The sequence below is a fragment of the Streptomyces sp. NBC_01775 genome, assembly GCF_035917675.1.
GTDB lineage: Bacteria > Actinomycetota > Actinomycetes > Streptomycetales > Streptomycetaceae > Streptomyces.
Genome location: NZ_CP109104.1, coordinates 4,396,876 through 4,418,375 on the forward strand (window position 1 = coordinate 4,396,876; position 21,500 = coordinate 4,418,375).

Annotated in this window: 21 protein-coding genes; 11 read left to right on the forward strand and 10 right to left on the reverse strand. The window is 72.1% G+C overall.

Going from position 1 to position 21,500, the window contains the following annotated elements:
* Positions 1-182: 182 nt before the first annotated feature.
* The 3 genes from OHB04_RS19565 to OHB04_RS19575 form a co-directional block, all read right to left on the reverse strand.
* Positions 183-440: a hypothetical protein gene (locus OHB04_RS19565; protein ID WP_326688995.1), complete on the reverse strand. Its 258-nt coding sequence runs from the start codon at positions 438-440 to the stop codon at positions 183-185.
* Between the two features lie 126 nt (positions 441-566).
* Positions 567-1,505 carry a 3-hydroxyacyl-CoA dehydrogenase family protein gene (locus OHB04_RS19570; protein WP_326807920.1) on the reverse strand — a complete coding sequence of 313 codons (939 nt, stop codon included), beginning with the start codon at positions 1,503-1,505 and terminating at the stop codon, positions 567-569.
* A 35-nt stretch (positions 1,506-1,540) separates the two neighbouring features.
* Positions 1,541-2,284 carry an acetoacetate decarboxylase gene (locus OHB04_RS19575; protein WP_326688997.1) on the reverse strand — a complete coding sequence of 248 codons (744 nt, stop codon included), beginning with the start codon at positions 2,282-2,284 and terminating at the stop codon, positions 1,541-1,543.
* 212 nt (positions 2,285-2,496) lie between these two features.
* On the opposite strand from OHB04_RS19575, the gene OHB04_RS19580 reads away from it, so the two are divergent.
* The 5 genes from OHB04_RS19580 (at position 2,497) to OHB04_RS19600 (ending at position 7,632) form a co-directional block, all read left to right on the forward strand.
* Positions 2,497-4,182, forward strand: a complete 1,686-nt coding sequence (locus tag OHB04_RS19580) for a bifunctional phosphatase PAP2/diacylglycerol kinase family protein (RefSeq protein ID WP_326688998.1) — start codon at positions 2,497-2,499, stop codon at positions 4,180-4,182.
* 314 nt (positions 4,183-4,496) lie between these two features.
* Complete coding sequence (locus OHB04_RS41865) at positions 4,497-4,640, forward strand: hypothetical protein (protein WP_405804766.1); 144 nt, start codon at positions 4,497-4,499, stop codon at positions 4,638-4,640.
* Between the two features lie 202 nt (positions 4,641-4,842).
* Complete coding sequence (locus tag OHB04_RS19590) at positions 4,843-5,688, forward strand: DUF4097 family beta strand repeat-containing protein (protein WP_326688999.1); 846 nt, start codon at positions 4,843-4,845, stop codon at positions 5,686-5,688.
* Between the two features lie 103 nt (positions 5,689-5,791).
* Positions 5,792-6,844 carry an ATP-binding cassette domain-containing protein gene (locus tag OHB04_RS19595; protein ID WP_326807921.1) on the forward strand — a complete coding sequence of 351 codons (1,053 nt, stop codon included), beginning with the start codon at positions 5,792-5,794 and terminating at the stop codon, positions 6,842-6,844.
* Positions 6,841-7,632, forward strand: coding sequence for an ABC transporter permease (locus OHB04_RS19600; RefSeq protein ID WP_326689001.1), 792 nt, complete (start codon positions 6,841-6,843; stop codon positions 7,630-7,632). The genes OHB04_RS19595 and OHB04_RS19600 overlap by 4 nt, the downstream gene beginning before the upstream one ends.
* A gap of 200 nt (positions 7,633-7,832) precedes the next feature.
* On the opposite strand, the gene OHB04_RS19605 is transcribed toward OHB04_RS19600, so the two are convergent.
* On the reverse strand, positions 7,833-8,630 hold the full coding sequence (locus tag OHB04_RS19605; protein WP_326807922.1) for a hypothetical protein: 798 nt from the start codon (positions 8,628-8,630) through the stop codon (positions 7,833-7,835).
* Between the two features lie 163 nt (positions 8,631-8,793).
* A complete protein-coding gene (locus OHB04_RS19610) occupies positions 8,794-10,398 on the reverse strand; it encodes a CocE/NonD family hydrolase (protein ID WP_326809474.1) in 1,605 nt (534 codons plus the stop codon).
* A gap of 186 nt (positions 10,399-10,584) precedes the next feature.
* On the opposite strand from OHB04_RS19610, the gene OHB04_RS19615 reads away from it, so the two are divergent.
* The gene (locus tag OHB04_RS19615) at positions 10,585-11,340 is read left to right on the forward strand and encodes a TetR/AcrR family transcriptional regulator C-terminal domain-containing protein (RefSeq protein WP_326689003.1); all 756 of its coding nucleotides are present in this window, start codon (positions 10,585-10,587) and stop codon (positions 11,338-11,340) included.
* 311 nt (positions 11,341-11,651) lie between these two features.
* Here OHB04_RS19615 and OHB04_RS19620 read toward each other — a convergent pair whose 3' ends face one another.
* Positions 11,652-11,963, reverse strand: a complete 312-nt coding sequence (locus tag OHB04_RS19620) for a hypothetical protein (protein WP_326689004.1) — start codon at positions 11,961-11,963, stop codon at positions 11,652-11,654.
* Positions 11,964-12,035: 72 nt separating this feature from the next.
* The gene (locus tag OHB04_RS19625; RefSeq protein WP_326689005.1) at positions 12,036-12,758 is read right to left on the reverse strand and encodes a DUF4097 family beta strand repeat-containing protein; all 723 of its coding nucleotides are present in this window, start codon (positions 12,756-12,758) and stop codon (positions 12,036-12,038) included.
* A 172-nt stretch (positions 12,759-12,930) separates the two neighbouring features.
* Between OHB04_RS19625 and OHB04_RS41870 the strand changes: the two genes are divergently transcribed.
* Both OHB04_RS41870 and OHB04_RS19645 read left to right on the forward strand, forming a co-directional pair.
* The gene (locus OHB04_RS41870; protein ID WP_405807440.1) at positions 12,931-13,665 is read left to right on the forward strand and encodes a GbsR/MarR family transcriptional regulator; all 735 of its coding nucleotides are present in this window, start codon (positions 12,931-12,933) and stop codon (positions 13,663-13,665) included.
* A gap of 773 nt (positions 13,666-14,438) precedes the next feature.
* Entirely contained in the window at positions 14,439-14,912 is a 474-nt protein-coding gene (locus OHB04_RS19645) for a hypothetical protein (protein ID WP_326807923.1), read from the forward strand.
* Positions 14,913-15,223: 311 nt separating this feature from the next.
* Here OHB04_RS19645 and OHB04_RS19650 read toward each other — a convergent pair whose 3' ends face one another.
* The 3 genes from OHB04_RS19650 to OHB04_RS19660 form a co-directional block, all read right to left on the reverse strand.
* Positions 15,224-15,634: a TraR/DksA family transcriptional regulator gene (locus OHB04_RS19650; RefSeq protein ID WP_326689007.1), complete on the reverse strand. Its 411-nt coding sequence runs from the start codon at positions 15,632-15,634 to the stop codon at positions 15,224-15,226.
* A 53-nt stretch (positions 15,635-15,687) separates the two neighbouring features.
* Positions 15,688-16,539 carry a class I SAM-dependent methyltransferase gene (locus OHB04_RS19655; RefSeq protein WP_326807924.1) on the reverse strand — a complete coding sequence of 284 codons (852 nt, stop codon included), beginning with the start codon at positions 16,537-16,539 and terminating at the stop codon, positions 15,688-15,690.
* Between the two features lie 101 nt (positions 16,540-16,640).
* Positions 16,641-17,690, reverse strand: a complete 1,050-nt coding sequence (locus OHB04_RS19660) for a methyltransferase (RefSeq protein ID WP_326689009.1) — start codon at positions 17,688-17,690, stop codon at positions 16,641-16,643.
* A 337-nt stretch (positions 17,691-18,027) separates the two neighbouring features.
* Between OHB04_RS19660 and OHB04_RS19665 the strand changes: the two genes are divergently transcribed.
* The 3 genes from OHB04_RS19665 to OHB04_RS19675 all read left to right on the forward strand — a co-directional run bounded on the left by OHB04_RS19665 (position 18,028) and on the right by OHB04_RS19675 (position 21,379).
* Positions 18,028-18,531, forward strand: coding sequence for a PhzA/PhzB family protein (locus OHB04_RS19665; RefSeq protein ID WP_326807925.1), 504 nt, complete (start codon positions 18,028-18,030; stop codon positions 18,529-18,531).
* Positions 18,532-18,683: 152 nt separating this feature from the next.
* Positions 18,684-19,319: an isochorismatase family protein gene (locus tag OHB04_RS19670; protein WP_326807926.1), complete on the forward strand. Its 636-nt coding sequence runs from the start codon at positions 18,684-18,686 to the stop codon at positions 19,317-19,319.
* A complete protein-coding gene (locus tag OHB04_RS19675) occupies positions 19,316-21,379 on the forward strand; it encodes an anthranilate synthase family protein (RefSeq protein ID WP_326807927.1) in 2,064 nt (687 codons plus the stop codon). The genes OHB04_RS19670 and OHB04_RS19675 overlap by 4 nt, the downstream gene beginning before the upstream one ends.
* Positions 21,380-21,500: the final 121 nt, after the last annotated feature.

Below are 21,500 nucleotides of genomic sequence, written 5' to 3' on the forward strand. Positions count from 1 at the left end.
ACGGGGGCGGGAAAGGAGAGAGCGCGGTCCCGAGCCTGTGGTGTAGCCAGCTGCACCACAGGGCCGCGCCCCGGACGTGGCAAACCGTCTCCGGATACGGCGAACGGGCGTGAAACCGCACCCGGCACCAGGCCGAGGGCGGTCTCACGCCCGCTGGATCTCACGCCCGCTGGGGCGCTGAGTCAGCGTCCGCGGACGTTGCTCTGCTGCGGCCCGAAGACGAAGATCACCGAGTCGGAGACGATGCGGTCGTTGTCCTCGGTGTGGACCTTGACCAGCTCCTTGTTGATCTGCTTGTTGACCTGCTTCTGGATGTGGTGGTGGGAGTGGTGGTGCGGCCTCGGCTTGGGCCACGTCGAGGCCGAGGCCGCACCCACGCCGGCGCCCGCCAGACCGAGGACAGCAGCGCCGACAACAAGGGAACGCGTGATCGCACGCATACGCATGGAACCTCCAAGGGGAGAGCCAAGGGAAGAACGAACGGTCACCACGATCCGGCACAAACAACCGATTTCCCGCAGAGAACATGAACGACACGGCGGAAAGCACGCATACGGACCATTGCGCTAGCCGTCCGCGCCGACGTGACCGCCCTCGCCGCCGTAGTCGCCGTAGTCGTCGTAGAAGCCCGCGCCCGACTTCGTGCCGAGCCGGCCGCGCTCGATGTAGCTCCGCAGCACGGCGCGCGGGCCCTCGGGCAGGTCGGGGTTCTCGTCGGCGTAGTGCTCCTCGATGGCGAGGACGACATCGAGGCCGATCGCGTCCATCGCCCGGAAGGGGCCGGAGCCGCCGCCGTTGATCTGGATCAGCCGGTCGACCTCCTGCGGCGTGGCGACGCCCTCCGCGACGACCGAGAGGGCCTCGCGCTTGATGGCGGCCCAGATGCGGTTGTGGATGAAGCCGGTGCTCTCCTTGCGGGCCTCGAAGGGGTGGAGGCCGTACTCAGGGAGGACGGCCAGCATGAGGTCGAGGACGGCGCGGTCGGTATGGCCGCAGGTCATCAGCTCGACGACGGTCTGTTCCGGCGGCATGTAGAAGTGCGTGTTCAGCACGCGCGCGGGCCGGGTGACGCCGCCTAGGAGCAGCCGGCTGGCGAACGAGGAGGAGTTGGTCGCCAGGACGGCGTCCGGCGCGCTGAGCCGGTCGAGGTCGGCGAAGACCCGCCGCTTCAACTCCAGCTCCTCCGGGACCGCTTCGACCACGAGCCAGGCCCCCTCGACCGCCGCCGCCAGGTCGTCCACGGCCCGCACCTCCCCGGCCGCCGCGCCGGCGACAGCCGCGTCGGCGGCGTTCCGGGCCGCGATCACGCCCGGCAGGGTCTCGCGGACGTACCGCACGGCGGCGGTGCGCCGGCCGGCCGAGGGGTCATGAACCCGTACGGCGCCGCCCCGGGTCGCGAACACCAGCGCGATACGGCGGCCCAGCGTGCCGGCGCCGATCACCGCGACGGGGCGCGCGGCGCGGCCGGCGGGGAGTACGGCGGCATCGATGTCGTCCACAGCCATGGAACGGCCCCCTTTTTCGCGCTCCGGCGGGCCGGCTACAGCCCCGCGAGGTAGTTGTACACCGGTTCGAAGGGGGCCAGGGTCAGATCGGCGAGGATGTAACCGGCCTCGACGACCTCCCGCACCGGCAGATCGGCCAGCGGCGCCATGACGTGCTCGAACAGCTGAAGCCGCGCGGGCCCCCGCCACGCCTGTTTGACGGTGACGTCGGTGATCGCCGTCCGCATCAGGTCACAGGCGTAGAGCTGGTCGGGCGGCTTGGGGACGACCTTCAGCGCGAACGTCGGCACGGTGACCCGCCGCCGGGCCAGCTCCGGGTCCATCGGCTCGTACTTGTAGGGCATGGTGGCCGTCGCAACCCGCTGCGTGCCGTAGTCGAGGGTGCCGACCATGGCGCTGGCCTCCGTGAACAGCCGGGGCGCCCCCATCGACTTGGGGTAGGCGGCCCACTCCCTCCCGGCCAGGACCGCACCCACGTTGTCCAGGTACATCGCGTGCAGGTACTCGCCCGGCTCGCCCTCGAAGGAGACGGACAGCGCCTGGCCGCACTCGGTGTAGGAGCCGTAGCCGTCGACGTCGCCCATGTGCATCACCTCGAACCGGACCAGCGGCTCGGGGCCCGGCTCCAGCGGCTCGGGCACGGCGGCGCGCAGCGCCTCGGGGTCGGTGCGGTAGACGACGGTGAAGTACTCCCTGTCGACGAATCGCGGCACGCGCAGCGGGTAGGGCGACGCCGTCAGCGGTACGACGGGTCTGCGCAGCACCTCTTCGATGTTCACGGCGAACCTCTTTCGGGGGCGGGCCGGACGGGTCCTCGGGCGGCGCCTCACGGTAGCCGCCCCTCGGCCCCCGTACGCCCCACTCGTACGCACCTTTCGCACATCGGGCCCGGCGCTCCCGGCCGACCTCACACCGGCCGCCGGTGTGGCCTGCGCGTCTGCGGGCACGCGTTACGTGCCCACGGCCAACCGACGGAAGCGAGGGGGCATCCATGGAGACCCACCGGAGGTCCTGGCTCGGACGAGCCCTGACCACCCCGACAGCCGGCCGCTCCCCGGGCGGCGGCGCCCCCGGGCCACTCGCTCCCCTGACGCGGACGCTGAGCACCTGGGACCGGTCGGTCTACCGCAGCGTCGCCGTACGCCACTGGCCGCGTGCCGAGGCCTTCCTGCCCCGCCTGAGCCGCTCGGCCGACCACAGCAAGCTGTGGATGGGCGTGGCGGCGGGCATCGTGCTCTCCGGCGCCGGGGGCCCGCGCGCCCGCCGTGGCGCGCTGCGCGGGCTGGCCTCGCTCGCGGCGGCCTCCGCCGTCGTCAACACGGTCGGCAAGGGCGCGTTCAGCCGCGCCCGGCCCGTCCTGGACGAGGTGCCGGTGATACGGCGCCTGAAGCGGCTGCCGCGCAGCACCTCCTTCCCCTCCGGGCACTCGGCCTCGGCCGCCGCCTTCGCCACCGGACTGGCGCTGGAGTCGCGCGGCTGGGGAGCCGCGGTGCTGCCGGTGGCCGGGGCCGTCGCGTTCTCCCGCGTCTACACCGGTGTGCACTACCCCAGCGACGTGCTGGCGGGCGTGACGATCGGCGCGGCCTCGGCCTACGCCGTACGCGGCTTCCTCGACGCGCGCCGCCGCATCCCCCCGGCCCAGCCGCTGGTCGAGGCGCCCGCACTGCCCCGGGGCCGCGGCCTGTCCGTGGTCGCGAACCCGGGCTCGGGCTCGGCGGCCTTCGTCGACGAGATCCAGGAGGCGCTCCCCGAGGCGCGGGTCACCCACTGGGACCCGCAGCAGGGAACGCTGGCCGACCTGCTGGGCAAGACGGCCCAGCTGGCCGCCGAGGAGGGCGGCGCGCTGGGCATCTACGGCGGCGACGGCTCGGTCAACGCGGCGGCGCGCGTCGCGCTCCAGCACGGGGTGCCGCTCGCGGTGCTCCCGGGCGGCACGTACAACCACCTCGCACAGGACCTGGGCATCGGCACCTGCGAGGACCTGGCGAACGCGGCGGACGAGGGCCACGCGATCGCCGTCGACCTCGGCCGCTTCGCGCCGCTGCGGAGGACCGCGGGCGACCGGGCCGCGGAGAGCCCGGCGTCGGACGGCGCGGCGGCCGAAATGCTGGCGGCGGACGGGCTGGCGGGCTCGGAGACCGACCCCGGCTACTTCGTCAACACCTTCAGCCTGGGCGCGTACGGCGACCTGGTCGAGGTGCGGGAGCGCTGGACGGGGCGGATCGGGCCCTGGGCCGCCGGGGTGGTCGCGGCCGTGCATGTGCTGCGCCACTCGCGGCCGTTCGAGGTGCGGGTGAACGGGCGGACGCGCTCCCTGTGGCTGCTGTTCGTCGGCAACTGCTCGTACAGCAGCGCCAGCGGCGGCCCCGGCGGCGCCCGCCGCTTCAACCTCGCCGACGGCATGCTGGACATCCACCTCGTCCGCGCGGGCCGCTGGGCCCGCACCCGGCTGGTGGCCTCGGCCCTGGCCGGGGTGCTCCACCGCTCCCCCGTGCACGCCGCCGCACGGGGCCGCTATCTGCGGCTGACGGGCATTCCGCGGGGCACACTGTGCTCCTACGACGGGGAGACGGCGCCGGCGCCCTCGACCCTGCTGCTCGACAAGCCCGGCACGTCTTTGACGGTCTACCGCCCCCTCCCGCCCTGGCTGAGCGGCCACAGCCTGCCGGACGGCTGAACGGGCCCCTGGCCGGGGCGACGGGGCTGGGTGACAGGGCTGGGTGACAGGGCTGGGTGACAGGGCTGGGTGACGGGGGCCGCGCCTTCAAGGGGCCGGGTCGGCTGAGGCCGACCCGGCCCCTTCGTGATGTCACCCCGGCGCCGATGACATCACCGTTGCGCCACAGGGGCATCACAGAGGCGGCGGGCCGTCGGGTGCGGTGCAGCAGCCATCCGAGCCTTACCTGCTCCCACCAGGCACAACACCCACCCCCAAGCCCCCGGCGCCACGAAGGCTTGCACCTGGCGTCGAGATGGTGCCATTATGGCGCCATGGACCTCACACCGTACGTCGAAACCCTGCGGCAGGAACTCACCGTGGCCGCCGGGGCCGGTGGCGAGAAGGAACGCGCGGTGGCCGAGCGGCTCGCCGGGGCGGGTACGAGGACGCCGCCGGGCACGACGGCCTCTCGGTGAACGCCTGGCTGGTGCGGGCCGCGGCGAGCGCCGTCCACACCGCCGGGCCCGCACCCGGCGCCCGGGGCCGCCGCACCAAAGGGCTGGCCGTCACCGGCTGGGCCCGCTGACCGCGGCACCCGCCGAAGACCTCGTTACCGGACCACCGGACCACCACCCACCCCCACCCCCACGCCCGCCAGGGCCATGAGACGGGACAGCCATGCCTGAGTTCGACACTCCCCAGCCTGTGAACGTCACCCTCGACTTCGTCGCCGGAGCCGTCCGCGTCATCGCGACGGAGCGCACCACCACCACCGTCGAGGTCCGCCCGGCCGACAGCTCCGAGCAGGCGGACGTACGTGCCGCCGGGCGCACCGAAGTGTCCTACGCCGACGGCTCCTTGCAGATCAAGAGCCCCAAGTGGCGCTCGCTGACGGGCGGGAGCGGCTCCATCACCTTGCACATCGAGCTCCCGGCCGGCTCCCATCTCCAGGCCGCCGCCTCCCTGGGCGACTACACCTGCGAGGGCCGCCTCGGAAGCTGTGAGCTGAAGACGGCGGTGGGCAGCATCCGCGTCGCCGAGGCGGAGACGGCGCGGCTGAAGACCGACCTCGGCGACATCAGCGTCGAGGAGGTCACCGGCACGGCCGAGGCATCCGAGGTCACCGGCGCCGGACGGATCCGCGTGGGCCGGTTCGCGGGCCCCGCGACGGTCAAGAACCGCAACGGCGACATCGCCGTCGGCGAGGCGGGCGGCGACCTGCGGACCAACGCGTCCAACGGCCGTACGTCCGTGGACGTCGCCCGCGCGGGGGTGGACGCCAAGGCCACGCACGGCGGCATCCGCATCGGCGAGGTCGCGCGCGGCTCGGCCGTCCTCAAGACCGGCGTCGGCGACATCGAGGCCGGCATCCGCGAGGGCACGGCCGCCTGGCTCGATGTGCGCTCCCGGCTCGGGGGCGTGCACAACGCGCTCGGCGCGGCGGAGGGGCCGGGCGAGGCCGAGGAGACCGTCGAGCTGCACGCCCGTACCGGCCTGGGCGACATCGTCGTCCGCCGCCCCTGATGCCCCCGTCCGCTCCCCGCACTCCGCGCACTCCCCGCGACGCTCACGCACTCCGCTCCCCACTCCGCACTCCGGCACCCGCCACGGAAGGACCCGAAGCGTTATGAACGTTCCGACACCCGCCGCCCCAGCCGGGGCCGCCACCCGCAGCGGAGCCGCGACCTCCGCGACGGCGGCGATATCCGCCACCGGCCTGCGCAAGTCCTACGGCACCAAGGTCGTGCTCGACGGCATCGACCTGCACATCCCCGAGGGGTCCGTCTTCGCGCTGCTCGGCCCCAACGGCGCGGGCAAGACGACCACCGTGGAGATCCTCTCCACGCTCGTCACCGCCGACGGCGGGCAGGCGCGGGTGGCGGGCCACGACCTGGCCGAGGACGCGGACGGAGTACGCGCCTCGATCGGCGTCACCGGCCAGTTCGCCGCCGTGGACAACCTCCTCAACGCCGAGGAGAACCTGCTGCTCATGGCCGACCTGCACCACCTGGAGCGCCACGAGGGCCGGCGGCGGACAGCGGCGCTGCTGGAGCGGTTCGATCTGAGCGAGGCGGCGCGCAAGCCGGTCTCCTCCTTCTCCGGCGGCATGCGGCGCAAGCTCGACCTGGCGATGACGCTGGTCGGCAACCCGCGCGTCATCTTCCTCGACGAGCCCACCACCGGCCTCGACCCGCGCAGCCGCCGCACCATGTGGGAGATCATCCGGGGCCTCGTGAACGACGAGGGCGTCACGATCTTCCTGACCACGCAGCACCTGGACGAGGCCGACCAGCTGGCCGACCGCATCGCCGTCCTCGACCACGGCACGCTGGTCGCGGAGGGCACGGCCGAGGAGCTGAAGCGCCGGATACCCGGCGGCCACATCCTGCTCCAGTTCGGCGACATCCACCGACTCGACGCCGCCGCCGAGCTGTTCGGCGCCGCCGCGCCCGACTCCGCGGCGCTCACGCTCCAGATCCCCAGCGACGGCAGCATTCCCACGCTGCGGGCCGTGCTCGACGTGCTGGCCGCGGGCGCGGTGGAGGCCGAGTCCCTCACCGTCCACACGCCCGACCTCGACGACGTCTTCCTGACCCTCACCGCCCGCTCCGGCTCGCCGGCCGGTGCGCAGACCCGGCCCGATTCCCCCTCCATGTCCCGCAAGGAGAGCGCCCGATGAGCACGCAGGCCTACGCGATGCGCGACTCGCTGACGATGCTGCGCCGCAACCTCAAGCACGCGCGGCGCTACCCGTCCATGACCGTCGCGGTCGTCGCGATGCCCGTCATGATGCTGCTGCTGTTCAACTCCGTCTTCGGCAACGCGCTGGGCGCCGGAATCGGCGGCACGCCCACCGGCGGCGGCGACTACATCGACTACGTCGCCCCCGGCATCATCCTGATGGCCGCGACCTCGGGCTCGCTGGCGACGGCGGTGGGCGTGTGCGTCGACATGACGGAGGGCATCGTCAACCGCTTCCGCACGATGGCGATCTCCCGCGCCTCGTTCCTCAGCGGCCATGTCATCGGTACGACGCTCCAGACCCTGGTGAGCATCGCGCTGGTCATCGGCGTCGCCCTGGCGATCGGCTTCCGGCCCAACGCCACCCCCGTCGAGTGGCTCGCCGCCGGCGGCCTCCTCGCCCTGCTCGCGCTGGCGCTCAGCTGGCTGGCGGCCGGCATGGGCCTGACGGCCAAGACCCCGGAGACCGCGAGCAACCTGCCGATGCCGCTCCAGTTCCTGCCCTTCCTCGGCAGTGCCATCGTGCCGACGGAGTCGATGCCGACGGGCCTGCGCTGGTTCGCCGAGTACCAGCCCTTCACCCCCGTCATCGAGACCCTCCGCGGCCTGCTGCTGGGCACCGGGATCGGCAACAACGGCTACGCGGCCCTCGCGTGGTGCGCCGGCCTGACCCTCGTCGGCTACCTCTGGGCCCGCACGGTGTTCACCCGGTCGGCGGCGCGCTGAGGGAGGCAAAAAAATGACCCCCACGCAGGTGGGGGTGGTCCCGAGGGGGACGGGTCCCCGCGGGCGAAGCGGGGCGGGGGAGGTCCGGAAGGGGGTGCCGGACCTCCCTCATGCCGCTGCCGCTGCCGCTGCCGTTGCCGTTGCCGTTGCCGTTGCCGTTGCCGTTGCCGTTGCCGTTGCCACTGTCGTCGCCACCCCTGCTACTGGGCGGCGACCCGCTCGGCGACGCCCTTCTTGACCGTCACGGAAACCTTCAGGTTGCCCTTCTTCGCGGTCGCCTCCAGGTCCTCGACGGTGCAGTTGTCCGCGTCCGTGTTCTCGGCGTCACCGCAGATCTGGCCGCCCACCATCTCCGTGTCCTCGGCGACGAAGAAGGCACGGTTGCCGACCATCAGCTTGCCCGGCGCCAGGTAGGTCAGGGTGCCGGAGAACGTACCGTCCGCAGTGCTCCCGCCACCGCTGTTCCCCCCGGTCGACCCCCCGGAGTTGCCCGCGCCGCCGTTCGTCCCGGTCGGCCCCCCGGAGTTGCCCGCACCGCCGTTCTCCCCGGTCGAGCCGCCCGAGTTCCCGCCGCCGCTCTCCGGCCCGCCGATGACCTCGAGCGCTACGCCCTTCTTCATCGTCACCTGGGCGTCGACCCCGCCGTCCTTGGCCGCCGTCTCCAGCTGCTCGGCGGTGCAGTCCTCCACCCCCGTCGTCTCGGGGTCACTGCATATGTCGGCGCCCTGGATCTTGGTGTCCTCGGCGACGAAGAAGGCACGGTTGCCGACCATCAGCTTGCCCGGCGCCAGGTAGGTCACCTTGCCGCTGAGCACCCGCTTCTTGCCACTGGCCGTCTTGCCGTCGAGGGAACGGGAGTCGGAAGCCGCCTTGGAGTCGCCCTTGTCGGAACCACCGGCGGCATCGTCGCCGGAGTTGCACGCGGTGAGGAAGAGGCCGGCAGCGGCCAGGAACCCGGCGGCGGCAACGGTGCGGGTGGCGGTGCGGTTGCGGAACATGTCGGGGCCCCTTCGGCGTCGTTCTCTCGTCGGCTTCAACACGTCTGATGCCGTGCCCAGGAGGGAAGTTCATGGGCCCCTGCCCCTGTTGCACGCCCAAGGTGAACCACGGGTATCTGTTACAGAGCCCCGTTCGGTGACGGCGGAGGGCGGCGCCGGCGGGTCAAGCGGGCTCGGAGCTTTGGGCAAGCAACAGTGCCGAGTCCGAATGCACGGTGATGCGCACCGGCGTGAAGGTGGTGGCGTCCACCCGCGGCTCTCCCGTGCCGGGGTTGCGGGCGAAGCGCGGATGGGCGCCTCCGCTGACCTGCCAGCGAATGCGGTGACCGACGGCGAAACGGTGCGCTGTGGTGCTCATGGGCACGGTGACCTGCGACGGCGTCCGCTCGGCCGCGCTCGCCCGGCCCACCCCGTCACAGACGTTGACGGAGCGGCCCTGTGGGTCCACGTCGCACAGGCGGGTGAAGACGTCGGCGTGGCCGGTGTCCGTGGAGACGCTCAGCCAGGCGGAGACCGGGCCGAGGATGTCCACGGGTTCGGTCAGCGGCGGGCCGGTGAACGTCAGGACGTCGTCCCTGGCCTCCAGGGCGGTGTTGTCGCGAGGACCGGCAGCGGGGGAGAGCAGAGGGCCGCCGACGGACGGGGTGGGGTCGGCCGGGTCGTAGTGGAAAGACGTCAGCGGCGAGGAGTCCGTGGGGGCCTCCTGGGTGAGGTGCCCGTCCTTGGTGGGGTACCACGCGGTGGCGGCCGGGGCCGTCGGCCAGTCGTCGAGGTCCCGCCAGGTGTCTTCCCCGCCGATGTGCACGCGCACCTCGGTGGGACGCAGGCCGGAGGGGTCGTCGCACAGGTGCGCGCGCAGCCAGGCGAGGCTCTCGGCGAACACCTCGGTCCACCCCTGCTGCACGGCGGAGGTGTGGGTCCAGGGGCCGACGAGCAGCGCCGTCTCGCACCCGGCCTGCCGCAGCCGGTCGTACTGCTCGAAGGTCTGGTCGACCAGCGCGTCGTGCCACCCGGTGATCAAACTGGTCGGCACGCGCAGCTTCTCCGCCGCCTCCGCCACCGACGCGCCCTGCCAGTACGGGTCCTGGGCATCCGGGTGCGTCATCACATCGTCCAGCCAGGGCACTTCGCGGCCGAGCGCGGACTCTTGCGCCCCGCGCAGCGGCTGCGCGACGACGACCTCACTCATGCGGCGCTTGAGGCGCAGCATCGCCTTCAGGAACCTGGCCATCCCCTGATGCTGATACGTCATGCCCGCGCCGACAGCGAGCGCGTTGTCCAGGCGGAGCACGCCGTCCGAGTGGAACAGGGCGTAGGGATCGTGCAGCCCTACCTGCACCACCATCGCCTTCAGCTCCGGCGGCGGGTCCAGGGCGAGGGCCCACTGCACATATCCCAGGTAGCTGGGGCCGACCGTCCCCAGCGTTCCGTTGAACCAGGGCTGCTCGCGCAGCCAGGACACCGTCGCCTGGCCGTCGGCGGGCTCGTTGCGCCACAGGTCGAACTCACCGCCTGAACCGCCGGTGCCGCGGCAGCTCTGCAAAATCACGTGAAAGCCCTGTTCGGCGAAGAGCACGCCGTACATCGGGGACCACGGCAGACCCCTGCCGTAGGGCGAGCGCACCAAGAGCGTGGGGAAGTCGCCCTGTGCGCGCGGGAAGTAGTGGTCGGTGATCAACGAGCTGCCGTCCGCGCCCGGAACCACCAGCCCCGGCTCCCACCCGGCATCGTGCCGTTTGGCCGGGAGGCTGCGCCATGTCGCCCTCATCATCCGTGCGGCCAGCGGCGGCTTCCCGGACGGCGGCACCCAGGCCGGAGTCGGCGTCGGAGTCGGCGTCGGACCCTGCGTGCGTGATGGCATCGTTTCCCTCTCTCCTTTACGTACGTTGTACGAGAATAGAGGATGCTTGGATGACGCCGACAGGGGCTGCCGTGTGAAGGGCTCCCGTTCGAGATGAGGGTGAGGAGTACGAGGACCGTGACACGTGACGGAGAGTCCGGGGCCGCGGGCGTCGGCGTCGACCCTCAACAGCTATGGCTGGGTCGCCCCCAGCCCCGCAGAGGCCGTAGACCCGCCTACAGCCGTGAGGCGATCACCGCGGCAGCCGTCGCCCTGGCGGACGCGGAAGGGCTCGAAGCGGTCACCATGCGGCGGGTCGCCGCCCAGGTCGGGGCCGGCGTCATGTCGCTCTACAGCTACGCCCCCGACAAGGAGACGCTGCTGGAGCTGATGGTCGACCACGTCAGCGGCGAACTGCCTGCCTCGTCCACGCCCACCGGCGACTGGCGCGCCGACCTGAAGGCCATCGGCCACCTCCAGCGCTCCCTCATGCTGCGACACCCCTGGCTGCCCGCCGCGTTGTCCACCCGCCGCACCCCCGGCCCCAACACCCTGGCCTTCCTGGAACACGCGCTCGCCGTCCTGCGGCCCACCGGGCTGGACGGTGCGACGAAGATGGAGATCTTCGCCCAGCTCACCGCGTTCGTGGCCGGGCACGCCGCGCACGAGATCGCCCAGTCAGCGGCCTCGCGCTCCGCCGACCGGACCGCGGCCGAAGCCCGCTACCTCGCCGCTGTCGCAGCGGACGGCCACCACCCGGAACTCGCCGAGGCGCTCTCCACCCCCGGCCGCCCCCTCACCCCCGAACCCCCCGAAGCCCCCTTCACCCGCTTCCTCAACCGCCTGATCGACGGCCTCGACACGGACTGAGCCCGCGCTCGGGGGGGGCGTGCGCCATGTCCGTCTCCCGGGCCCGCGAGGTCGCCCTGCACACGAACGAGGCGGCGTACTCCGACGCGGTGTCGGGGTACGCCGCCCTGGGGCGCCGGGAGCTGCGAGGGCCCGCGCGCTCATGGCGGCTGCTTCGGGCCGCGGTTGCTCTTCGACGTCGACCTGCCACCGTGTGGTCCGGGTGGACCTGGTCCTCCCTGGCCGGCGGGCGTCGGCCAGGGTGAGCGAGCCGGCTTGGCCCGTGCGGGTCCACGCCGCTCGACCCTGTCTACCGAGCCGGCTCGTCGGCGTCAGCCGACTGACTCGGCCTGCCCGCCGCCGAACACCTCTTTGACGAGCCTCGGCGTCGCCTTCTGGAACGCCTCTGCCAGGGACAGTGCGGCGTCGTCCACATAGTTCAGCGCGGCGGTCAGGGTCTTGCTGCCGTCGGGAGTGCTGTACATCAGCGCCCCGTGGCCCGCCATGCCGCCGTTGTGGGTGATGACGGTGCCGCCGTTTTCGCCCGCGTCCCGCACGAACACCCCGGTGAAACCGGACTCGGCCATCTCCTCGACGGCCTTCTGCAGCTCCGGGCGGTCCTGGCCGGTGAGAGTGATGGACATGGTGGTGTGCTCCTTGAGAACTGTTGAGAAATTCCACCGAAAGGACAGGGGCACCGCGTCTGAGGGGTTCCTTTACAGGCTGCGGGCGGTGATGTCGCCGTGGGCGGTGGTCGCGTGGATGGTCAGGCCGGCATCGGCGCCGTCGGTGTTCTTGAGCGCGTTGTGGATGCGGCCGTAGGTGGTGTCCGCGTCCAGGGCGGCGGAGGCTCCGCGGGCGGCGCCGACCGAGATGTCGCCGGACTCGGTGCGCAGCGTGACCGTGCCGCACACGGCCTCGGTGATGCGGAGGTCGCCCTTTTGGGTGCTGATCTGCGCGGGACCGCCGCTCAGGCGGCCGACCGAGACGTCGCCGGACTGGAGGGCCAGGCGGGCACTTTCGGCCTCGTCGAGCTTGACCGCGCCCTGCGCGCCCTCGAAGGAGACGTCGCCGAACCGTCCGACGCCCCGGAACTCGGCGAGGGCTGCCTTCGCCTCGATGTGGGAGCCGGCGGGCAGCTGGACGGTCACCTCGATGGATCCGGAAGGGCCGAGGATCTGGTTCTTCGCCTCCGGGGCCTTGATCCGCAGGACGCCGTCGCCGTATGCGACCTCGGTCTGCTCCGCCGCCTTCACGTCGCGGCTCTTGGAGGCGTTCGCGGGGCGGACCTCGACTGCGGTGTCGGCCCGGTCGGCGGCGATGAACTGGATGCGGCCGGCGGGGATGTCGAGGACGGCGGTCACCGGGGCGGGGGTGTCGAACTGCATCGTGCTCTCCTTCGACTCGTTGTTTCTGACGATGGAAAAGCTACGTTGCATTTCTGGATACGGCAATCGATCCGTTGCAGATGATTGCCATCATCGCAGGTAGAAGTAGCAAATTCGTTGCAATGGTTTTGAAATCTAACGCAACAACCCTCACGCTGATCGTTGCAATGAATCGAGGGTGAACGCTATCCTGGAGACGCCACAGACCATGAAGGAGGCCGCGATGCCGGGCGGCAGACTCACCCAGCAGGAACGCCAGCAGATCGCGCTGGGGCTGGCCGACGGCCTCCCCTACGCGGAGATCGCCAGACGCCTCGACCGTCCGACCTCGACGATCACACGTGAGGTGATGCGCAACGGCGGCCCCACCGCCTACCGCGCCGACCTGGCCCACCGCGCCACCGAGCACCGCGCCCACCGCCGCAGAAAGGCCGCGCCCCGGGACCCCAACACGCCCCCGCAGGCCCACGGACGCGATGCCGAAGCCGTACGCGAGTACGAGGAGACGTTCACCACCGTCTTCATGCAATCGGGCCTGCCCAAGATGACGGCCCGGGTACTGGCCAACCTCTACACCACCGACGCCGGCAGCCTCACCGCCTCCGAACTCGCCGGGCGCCTCCAGATCAGCCCGGCATCCGTCTCCAAAGCGGTCACGTTCCTCGAAAGCCAGGGCCTCATCCGCCGGGAACGCGACGAGCGCCGCCGCGAGCGCTACGTCGTCGACGACGACGTCATGTACCAATCCATGATGGCCAGCGCCCGCGCCACCGCTCACCTCAGCGAGGTCGCCCGACAGGGCGTGGGCATCCTCGGCCCCAACACCCCGGCCGCCGCCCGCCTGGAGAACATCGCCCGCTTCGTCGACTTCGTCTCCGAGAGCATCGCCCGCGCCGCGGACCAAGCCCGCGAGATCCTCCACGCGAAGCCCGAAACGACCTCGGACAGCACTACCTGAGCCACCTTCAGATCGCGGTCGGGCAGCCTCGGCGACCACCGCCGGGACATCGGCCAACTTCGGGACACACCCCAACCACCGGTACGCCTTCAACCACACCAACAACGCCGGCAAACCGCCGCAGCCTTAGGGTCTTTCGTTTGGATCATGCTGGGCTCGCGGGCCCCGGCACCGCGCCTCGCGGCGTTGTCGTCGGTCGCCGCTGCTCCGCAGGGTCCCCCAGCCTCCGGCCGGGAGGTGCCCCCACCCTCCTCCGCCTTGCGATGCACGGCACCGGACCCCGCTCCCTGATCCAGCCTGATCCAAACGAAAGACCCTAGCCCGCTCGGTCCTCGCCGTCGTCGTCCCGCTCGGCCGCGGTCGCGTTGCGCAGCGGGCGCAGGCCACCGCATGGCATGGCTGGAGAAGTCATGCCACTTGCGGTGTTCAATGACCGGTCGGTTACGGAGCTGTCCCAGTGGGCTGTGGCCGTGGAGATCCCGATGAGAGCTGCGGGAACCGGCGGTTCGGCGAGCGGCAGCTCGCATCGGCGCAGCGCTCCACATGGCTCTCGGGCCCCCATTTCCCGGGGCGGACGGCGGTACGGGGACGGGTGGCGCCGTTGGGCTCGGGCGGTGCGTACCCGGCAGCGGCAACGCCCGTGACCCTGGTCGCCCGTAACAGGCGTGTAAGACGGGCGGTCGGGCGTGAACATTCCCTGGGCCGGGCGGATCCAAGCACTCGTAACGCTCACTCGTGCCGGGCAGACGGCACCAACCGCTAAGGAAGAAACGATGCGCGCTCAGAAGCTCACCCTCACCGCCCTGGCCCTCGTCGCGGGTCTCTCGCTCACCGCCTGCGGGGGCAGCGAGGACTCCAACGCGAGCAAGGACGCCTCCGGGTCCTCCTCCTCGAAGGTCGCGAATGAGTCGGAGGCGAAGTCCGGTGGCGGCAAGGGCCAGGGCAGCGGCGACGACGTGAAGACGCAGTCCGGCCGCAAGGGCGCCGCCAGCGGCACCTGGTTCGGCAACGTCAAATATCTCGCCCCGGGCAAGTACACGGTCAGCGACATGAAGGGCGTCGAGAAGGCATTCTTCACCTCCAAGACCACCAACATCCAGGGCGCCGGCGACATCTGCGGCGACGCCGACGGCCAGGCAGCCCAGAAGTGCACCGAAGCCGAACTCGAAGCCGCCTCCAAGAAGGGCGTCTCCGCAACCGTGAAGATCAAGAACGGCATCGCCGTCAGCGTCATCGAGGACCACTGACGCCCGCGCCGGCCGCTGTCCGGATCAGCCATCAGCCCGTGCGCCCCCGTCCACAACCGCGGGGGGCGCCGAGGCCGGGCGGAACAGCGCGGCGATGCGGGGTCCGTACCCAGGACGACGTTTGTGAGGATGGGTCGCATGTCCGTTCCCGCTCAGCGGCGGTCAGCACCGACCGACGTACGGACGCCCGCACAGCTGACGGACCGCTCAGCCGCTCCGTCGCAGCACTCGGGTCTCGCGCGGCGCAGGTCGGCGCACGACGGCGCGGGTCGGCGCACGACGGGCGCGGGTCGGCGCACGACGGCTGTCGGTCAGCGGGGGTGGTGGGCGCGGGCAGCCGCGCAGCGTACGCAGGTGACGGCCGCCGGGCGTACCTCCAGGCGTTCCGCCGCGATCGGCTCGCCGCACACCTCGCACCGCCCGTACTCGCCCCGCTCCAGGCGTTCCCCCGCGCGGTCCAGCTCAGCCACCTGATCGTGCGCCTGCGCCAGCAGCGCGGCGACGTGGGCCCGCTCGAACGCGGTGCTGGCCCCCTCCGGGTCGTGCTCGTCGTCGACCGCCACCAGCGCGTTCGCCGCGACGATCGCGCCGAAGTCCCGCTCCAGCGCCTCGATCCGCGCGCACGCAGCCGCCCGCTCGGCCGCCAGCCGCTCCCGGACAGCCTCCCGGACGGCCTCGCGCGCGGCGGACGGGAGCCCGGCACCGGAGGGGAAATCGCTCATACCCCGACAATGCCAGAGCCCGGACCCGCTACGCGTGCGAACGCCCCGCGGCCTCAGCACCGCTCGGCGCACACCAGGAAGATCCGGCGGACGCCGGGGACGCTCCGCGGGGGCACCGGATCCTGCCAGCGGCCGTAGTTGGCGCTCGGATCGCCCGGCTGGACGACCTCGGCGGTGAAGCGGTGCCGGCCGAAGAGGGCTTCCGGCTCGTCCGTGCCGAACCGCCAGGGGCAGCCCCACCGGGCGAAGACGTCCAGCTGACCGCGTGCGTGGGACAAGGTCAGCGCTTCGGAGTTGACCAGATCCCCCGCCACCAGACTGCCGGCGGCGGTGATCGTGCGGATGCGCTGGAGCAGACGGTGCACCTCGTCCTCGTGGAGGTACGGGAGCACGCCTTCAAGGAGCCACACCGAGGGCGCTTTCGCCTCGTATCCCGCCTCTTCCAGGCGGCGCTCCCAGCCCGGCGCTGTCAGATCGGCGGCGACCATCCGGTGCGCCACCCGGGGGCGCACCCCGGCGAGCCGGTCTCGTTTGTAGTCCAGCACGGACGGGCGGTCGATCTCGAAGTAGCGCACGTTTGGCGGCCATTCGAGCCGGTAGGGCCGCGAGTCCACCCCCGAAGCGGCGGACACGATCTGCGCGTGGTCCTGGGACGCGCGCTGGAGAAGGTCGTCGAAGAAGCGGGTGCGGATGGCGTTGACGTCGAGGGAGTCGGGCATGGCGCGCCGTCGGTGCGGCGGGAAGGTCGCCCCCCGCACCTCGTCCAGCAGCTTCGGTCCCTCCTCGCCGCACAGGTCCTGTGCGTACGGGTCCGTGTAGAGCCGGTCCGGTCGGCGGCTCTCCAGTGCCCGCATCGCCGCGGTCAGCAGCGCTGTACGCCCCACCGCGTCCATGGTTTCGGTCATGACGCCCTTTCCGGCCGCCGGCTTCCGGCCGCCGATCAGCGGTGCCGACGTCCGATTCCCCTCGTCGGCACGTCCCCCTCCCGGGCACGGTGGGTGCCCGGTCAAACCTCCTCGGCCATGGCCTCGATGATCGACGCGTGCGCGGAGACGGTCCGCACCCGGCACACGGTCAGCCCCGCCCGCGCGAGGAGCTCCTCGTACTCCCCGCGCGTCCGCCCCTTCCCGTTGAGTACGGTCATCATCAGCATGTCGTGGGTCTTGCCGGGGTGCGGCTCGTTCCCCTCCGGGATCAGCCCGTTGACGACCAGCACCCGGCCACCGGCCGCAGCCGCACGGCCGCAGGTGCGCAGGATCCGCACGCACTCCTCGTCCGGCCAGCTGGCCAGCACGTGTTTCAGCAGGTAGACATCGGCGCCCGCCGGAACCGAGGTGAAGAAGTCGCCCGCCTCCACCCGCCAGCGCCCGGCCAGCTCGGGGGTGTCGAGCACGTGCCCGGCGACCACGGACTCCAGGTCGAACAGCGTGCCCGTCACGTGTGGATTGCGCAGCAGGACCGCCCGCAGCAGCCCGCCGCGTCCGCCGCCCACGTCGACAACGCTCCGCGCGGCGGAGAAGTCGTAGGCGTCCGCGACCTCGTTGCTCAGCGCCCGCGAGAACGCCGCCATGCCGGAGTGGAACGCGGCGCCCAGCTCGGGGTCGGCCGCCAGGTGGTCGTAGAAGGGGAGACCGTAGAGCTGCTCGAAGGCCGTGCCACCGGTGCGTACCGCGTCCGGCAGCCGGGCCGCCGAGAGCCAGAAGATGTCCTCGCCGCGCGTCATGACGTAGTCGCGCAGGGAGCCCTCGACGTCCGTGCGCAACGGCTGGGCGAGCGGGGTGAGGTGGAAGCGGCCGGTCGCGTCCTGCCGGAAGACGCCCTTCGTCGCGAGGAAGCGCAACAGCCGCCGCAGGTGGGGGCCGTGCGCCCGCGCCGTCTGAGCGAGTTCCTCCGCGGTGCGCGGGCCGTTCGCCAGGTGATCGGCGATGCCCAGGCGCGCCGCGGTCTGGAGGGCGGCCGAGTAGAGGTAGCCGAAGGACAGCTCCAGCAACCGACCGGCCGGGTCCTCGGAGACCGCCTGGGTGGCCGGGTCGTCGGGACGGGCGGCGCTGGTCATCGACTGGGTCCCCTTTCGTCGCGCGGACTTGTCCGCGCTACGTCGTGGCGGCGTCGCGTCCTGCCGAGAGCGTCGCGATCTGCCGAGAACGTGCGTCCCGCCGAGAGCGTGCGCCTTGCCGAGAGCGTCGCGACCGCTGTCGCGCGGTGCGGCCTCAGCCTGCGGCGTGCGGATCGCGCGGTGGTCGAGGAGCGCATGAAAGACGGCGCAGCGGGGGTGGCGGGGCGGCATCGACTGTGCATCGTGCGCACGTCGAGTCCGCGACGAGCCCGTTCGTGAAAGATCGGCCCACTCCGTACCAGGTTCCCGCACCCCCCGGTCCGCAAGGAGGCTTCCCATGGCCGACTCAACCCCCCGCACCGTGGCACAGGGCTTCGCCGACGCCGCTGAGCGGCGCCGCGCCAACCGCGCGACGGTCGAGAAGTATCTGGAGTACACCAAGGGTCCGAACCGGCTGCGCCGGCACGAGCTGTTCGCCGAGGACGGCAGCGGCGGTCTGTGGACCAACGACACCGGCGCCCCGATCGAGATCAAGGGCCGCGAGCGCCTGGCCGAGCACGCGGTCTGGTCGCTGAAGTGCTTCCCGGACTGGGAGTGGTACAACATCCAGGTCTTCGAGACACAGGACCCGGGCTTCTTCTGGGTCGAGTGCGACGGGCACGGGAAGATCAACTTCCCGGGTTACCCCGAGGGTTACTACGAGAACCACTTCCTCCACTCGTTCCGCTTCGACGAGGACGGGAAGATCCGGCAGAACCGGGAGTTCATGAACCCGTTCGAGCAGCTGCGCGCGCTCGGAATCCCGGTGCCGACGGTCCGCCGCGACGGCATCCCCACCTGACCCCCGCAAGGGCCCTCCCCCCCCCACAGGCCCCCGCAGGGGGCACCGCGAGCGACTCCGGGCCGGCCGACCGCAACAGCCCGGCAGGCGCGGTGAGTTCCACCGCACGACAGAGGTGAGTTCCACCGCAAGACAGAAAGGCGCCCGCGCCTATGCCAGGCATTCCGCCCATCGAGTCCTACCCGCTTCCCTCCCCCCACGAGCTGCCGGCCAACACGGCCGAGTGGGCCGTGGACCCGAACCGGGCGGTACTGCTCATCCATGACATGCAGCGGTACTTCCTGGCGCCGTTCCCCGGCACCGTGCGCGCGGAACTCCTCGGCAACGTCGCGCGGTTACGCGAACGCTGCGCCGCCTCGGGCGTGCCCGTCGCCTACACCACCCAGCCCGGCCGTATGAGTGTCCGGGACCGCGGGCTGCTCATGGACTTCTGGGGGCCGGGGATGCGCGCGTCGGCCGACGACCGTCAGGTGGCCGACGAGCTGGCCCCCGCCGAGGGCGACTGGCTGCTCACCAAGTGGCGCTACAGCGCCTTCTTCCGCTCACCCCTGCTGCGGCGGCTGCGCGAGACAGGCCGTGACCAGCTCATTCTGTGCGGCGTATACGCGCACGTGGGCGTGCTGGCGACCGCGATGGAGGCGTACGCGAACGACATCCGGACGTTCCTGGTCGCCGACGCCGTCGCCGACTTCTCGTGGGACCGCCACCGGATGGCCCTCACGTACGCGGCGGAGCGCTGCGCCATGGTCGTCTCCGCCGAACAGCTTCTCGCGGAGGTCTCGCCGTGAGCGGGGGGCTGTTCGAGCGGGTGCTCAGCGACCCGTCCACGCCGTTCGCCCTCCTCCACCGCCCGCCCCGCACCGGCCCCGACCAGCTGGACGTGCTCGTCGGGCCGGTCTCCACTCCCCCGACGCTGGCGCGGATACCGCTCCCGGCGCCCCCGGACCCGTCCCCGTCCCCGGGCCCGGACCTGGACCTGGAAAGTCCCGGGGCGCCGGGGTGGCCGGGCGGCGCCGCGTCCGCCGGCGCTCCCGGGGGCGAAGGGGACCGTCACGAGGTGCTCGTCCTCATCCCCTACCGCCAGATCACCGAACGCGGCTACGCCTGCGTCGACGACGCCACGCCGCTCGTCGCGCTGACGGTCGCGGGCCAGGAGACGCTCCCGCTCGCCGAGGCGCTGCCCCGGCTGCCGCGCGCGGCGACCACGCTCGTGAACCGGCGCTTCGTCCCCGGCGACACGGAGTACGCGGACACCGTGCGCCGCGTCGTCACCGACGTGATCGGCCGCGGGGAGGGCGCGAACTTCGTCGTCAAGCGCGACTTCGTCGCCGACATCACCGACTACTCCACCGAGCGCGCCCTCGCCTTCTTCCGCCGTCTCCTGGAGAGCGAGTCGGGGGCCTACTGGACGTTCCTCGTCCACACCGGGGAGCGCACGCTGGTGGGCTCCAGCCCGGAGCGGCACATCAGCCTGCGGGACGGCACAGCGGTGATGAACCCGGTCAGCGGCACGTACCGCTATCCGCCCACCGGCCCGGAACTCGCCGGTGTCCTGGACTTCCTGGCCGACCGCAAGGAGGCCGAGGAGCTGTACATGGTCGTGGACGAAGAGCTGAAGATGATGGCGCGGGTCTGCGAACGGGGCGGGCGCCTGGCCGGGCCGTACCTGAAGGAGATGGCCCGGCTGGCCCACACCGAGTACTTCATCGAGGGGCACACCGGGCGGGGCGTTCGCGAGATCCTGCGCGAGACGCTGTTCGCGCCGACCGTGACCGGCAGTCCCCTTCAGAGCGCGGCCCGGGTCATCTCCCAGTACGAGGGACAGGGACGCGGCTACTACAGCGGAGTCGCGGCCCTCATCGGCCGGGACGCGCGCGGCGGCCGGACGCTGGACTCCGCGATCCTCATCCGGACCGCCGACATCGACGCCACCGGGGAGGTCCGCATCGGCGTCGGTGCCACCCTCGTACGCCATTCGGACCCGGCGTCCGAGGCGGCCGAGACCCGGGCCAAGGCGGCGGGGCTCATCGCGGCGCTGGAGTCCGGCCGGTCCCGCTCGTTCGCCGCACACCCGAGCGTCCGCGGCGCGCTCGCCCGGCGCAACGAGCCACTCGCGGACTTCTGGCTCAGCGAGGCGGGGGCGGAGACGGAAGCGGAGGCGGAGGCGGAAGCGGAAGCGGAAAGGGAAACGGAAGCGGAGACGGAGGCGGAGGCGGAGACGACGCGGGCGTCGGCGTCCCGACCGTCCCTGCCGGGCGCCGGCGGTCTGGACGGCCGCAGTGTCCTGGTCGTCGACATGGAGGACACCTTCACGGCGATGATCGCCCTCCAGCTGCGCTCTCTCGGCCTGAGCGTGACGCTCCGCCGGTACGACGAGGATGCCGAGTTCGACGCCTGGGACCTGGTCGTGATGGGACCGGGCCCCGGCGACCCCCGGGACCTCTCCGGTCCCAGGATGGCCCGTCTCCATGCCGCGATCGATACCTTGCTCCAGCGGCAGCGCCCGTTCGTCGCCGTCTGCCTGAGCCATCAGGCCCTGAGCCGGCGACTCGGATTCCCGCTGTTCCGCCGGGACGCCCCCCATCAGGGCGTACAGCGGGAGATCGACCTGTTCGGCGTCCGCGAACGCGTCGGCTTCTACAACACGTTCGCCGCCCGCGCCCAGCACGACAAGACGGATGTCGACGGCGTGGGCGTGGTGGAGGCCGCCCGGGATCCGAAGACGCACGAGATCCACGCGCTGCGCGGGCCGCATTTCGCGTCGATGCAGTTCCACGCCGAGTCGGCCCTCACCCAGGGCGGCCCGCGCATCGTGGGCCAGGCCCTTCGGACCGCGCTGGAACGGTGACCTCCGGCCCCCGGCCCCGACGCCGGGACGCCGGCCCAGGCCCCAGCTCCGGCCCCAGTTCCGGCCCCAGCTCCGGCCCCGACCCCGGCCCCGGCCCCGACCCAGGCCCCGGTCCGATGAC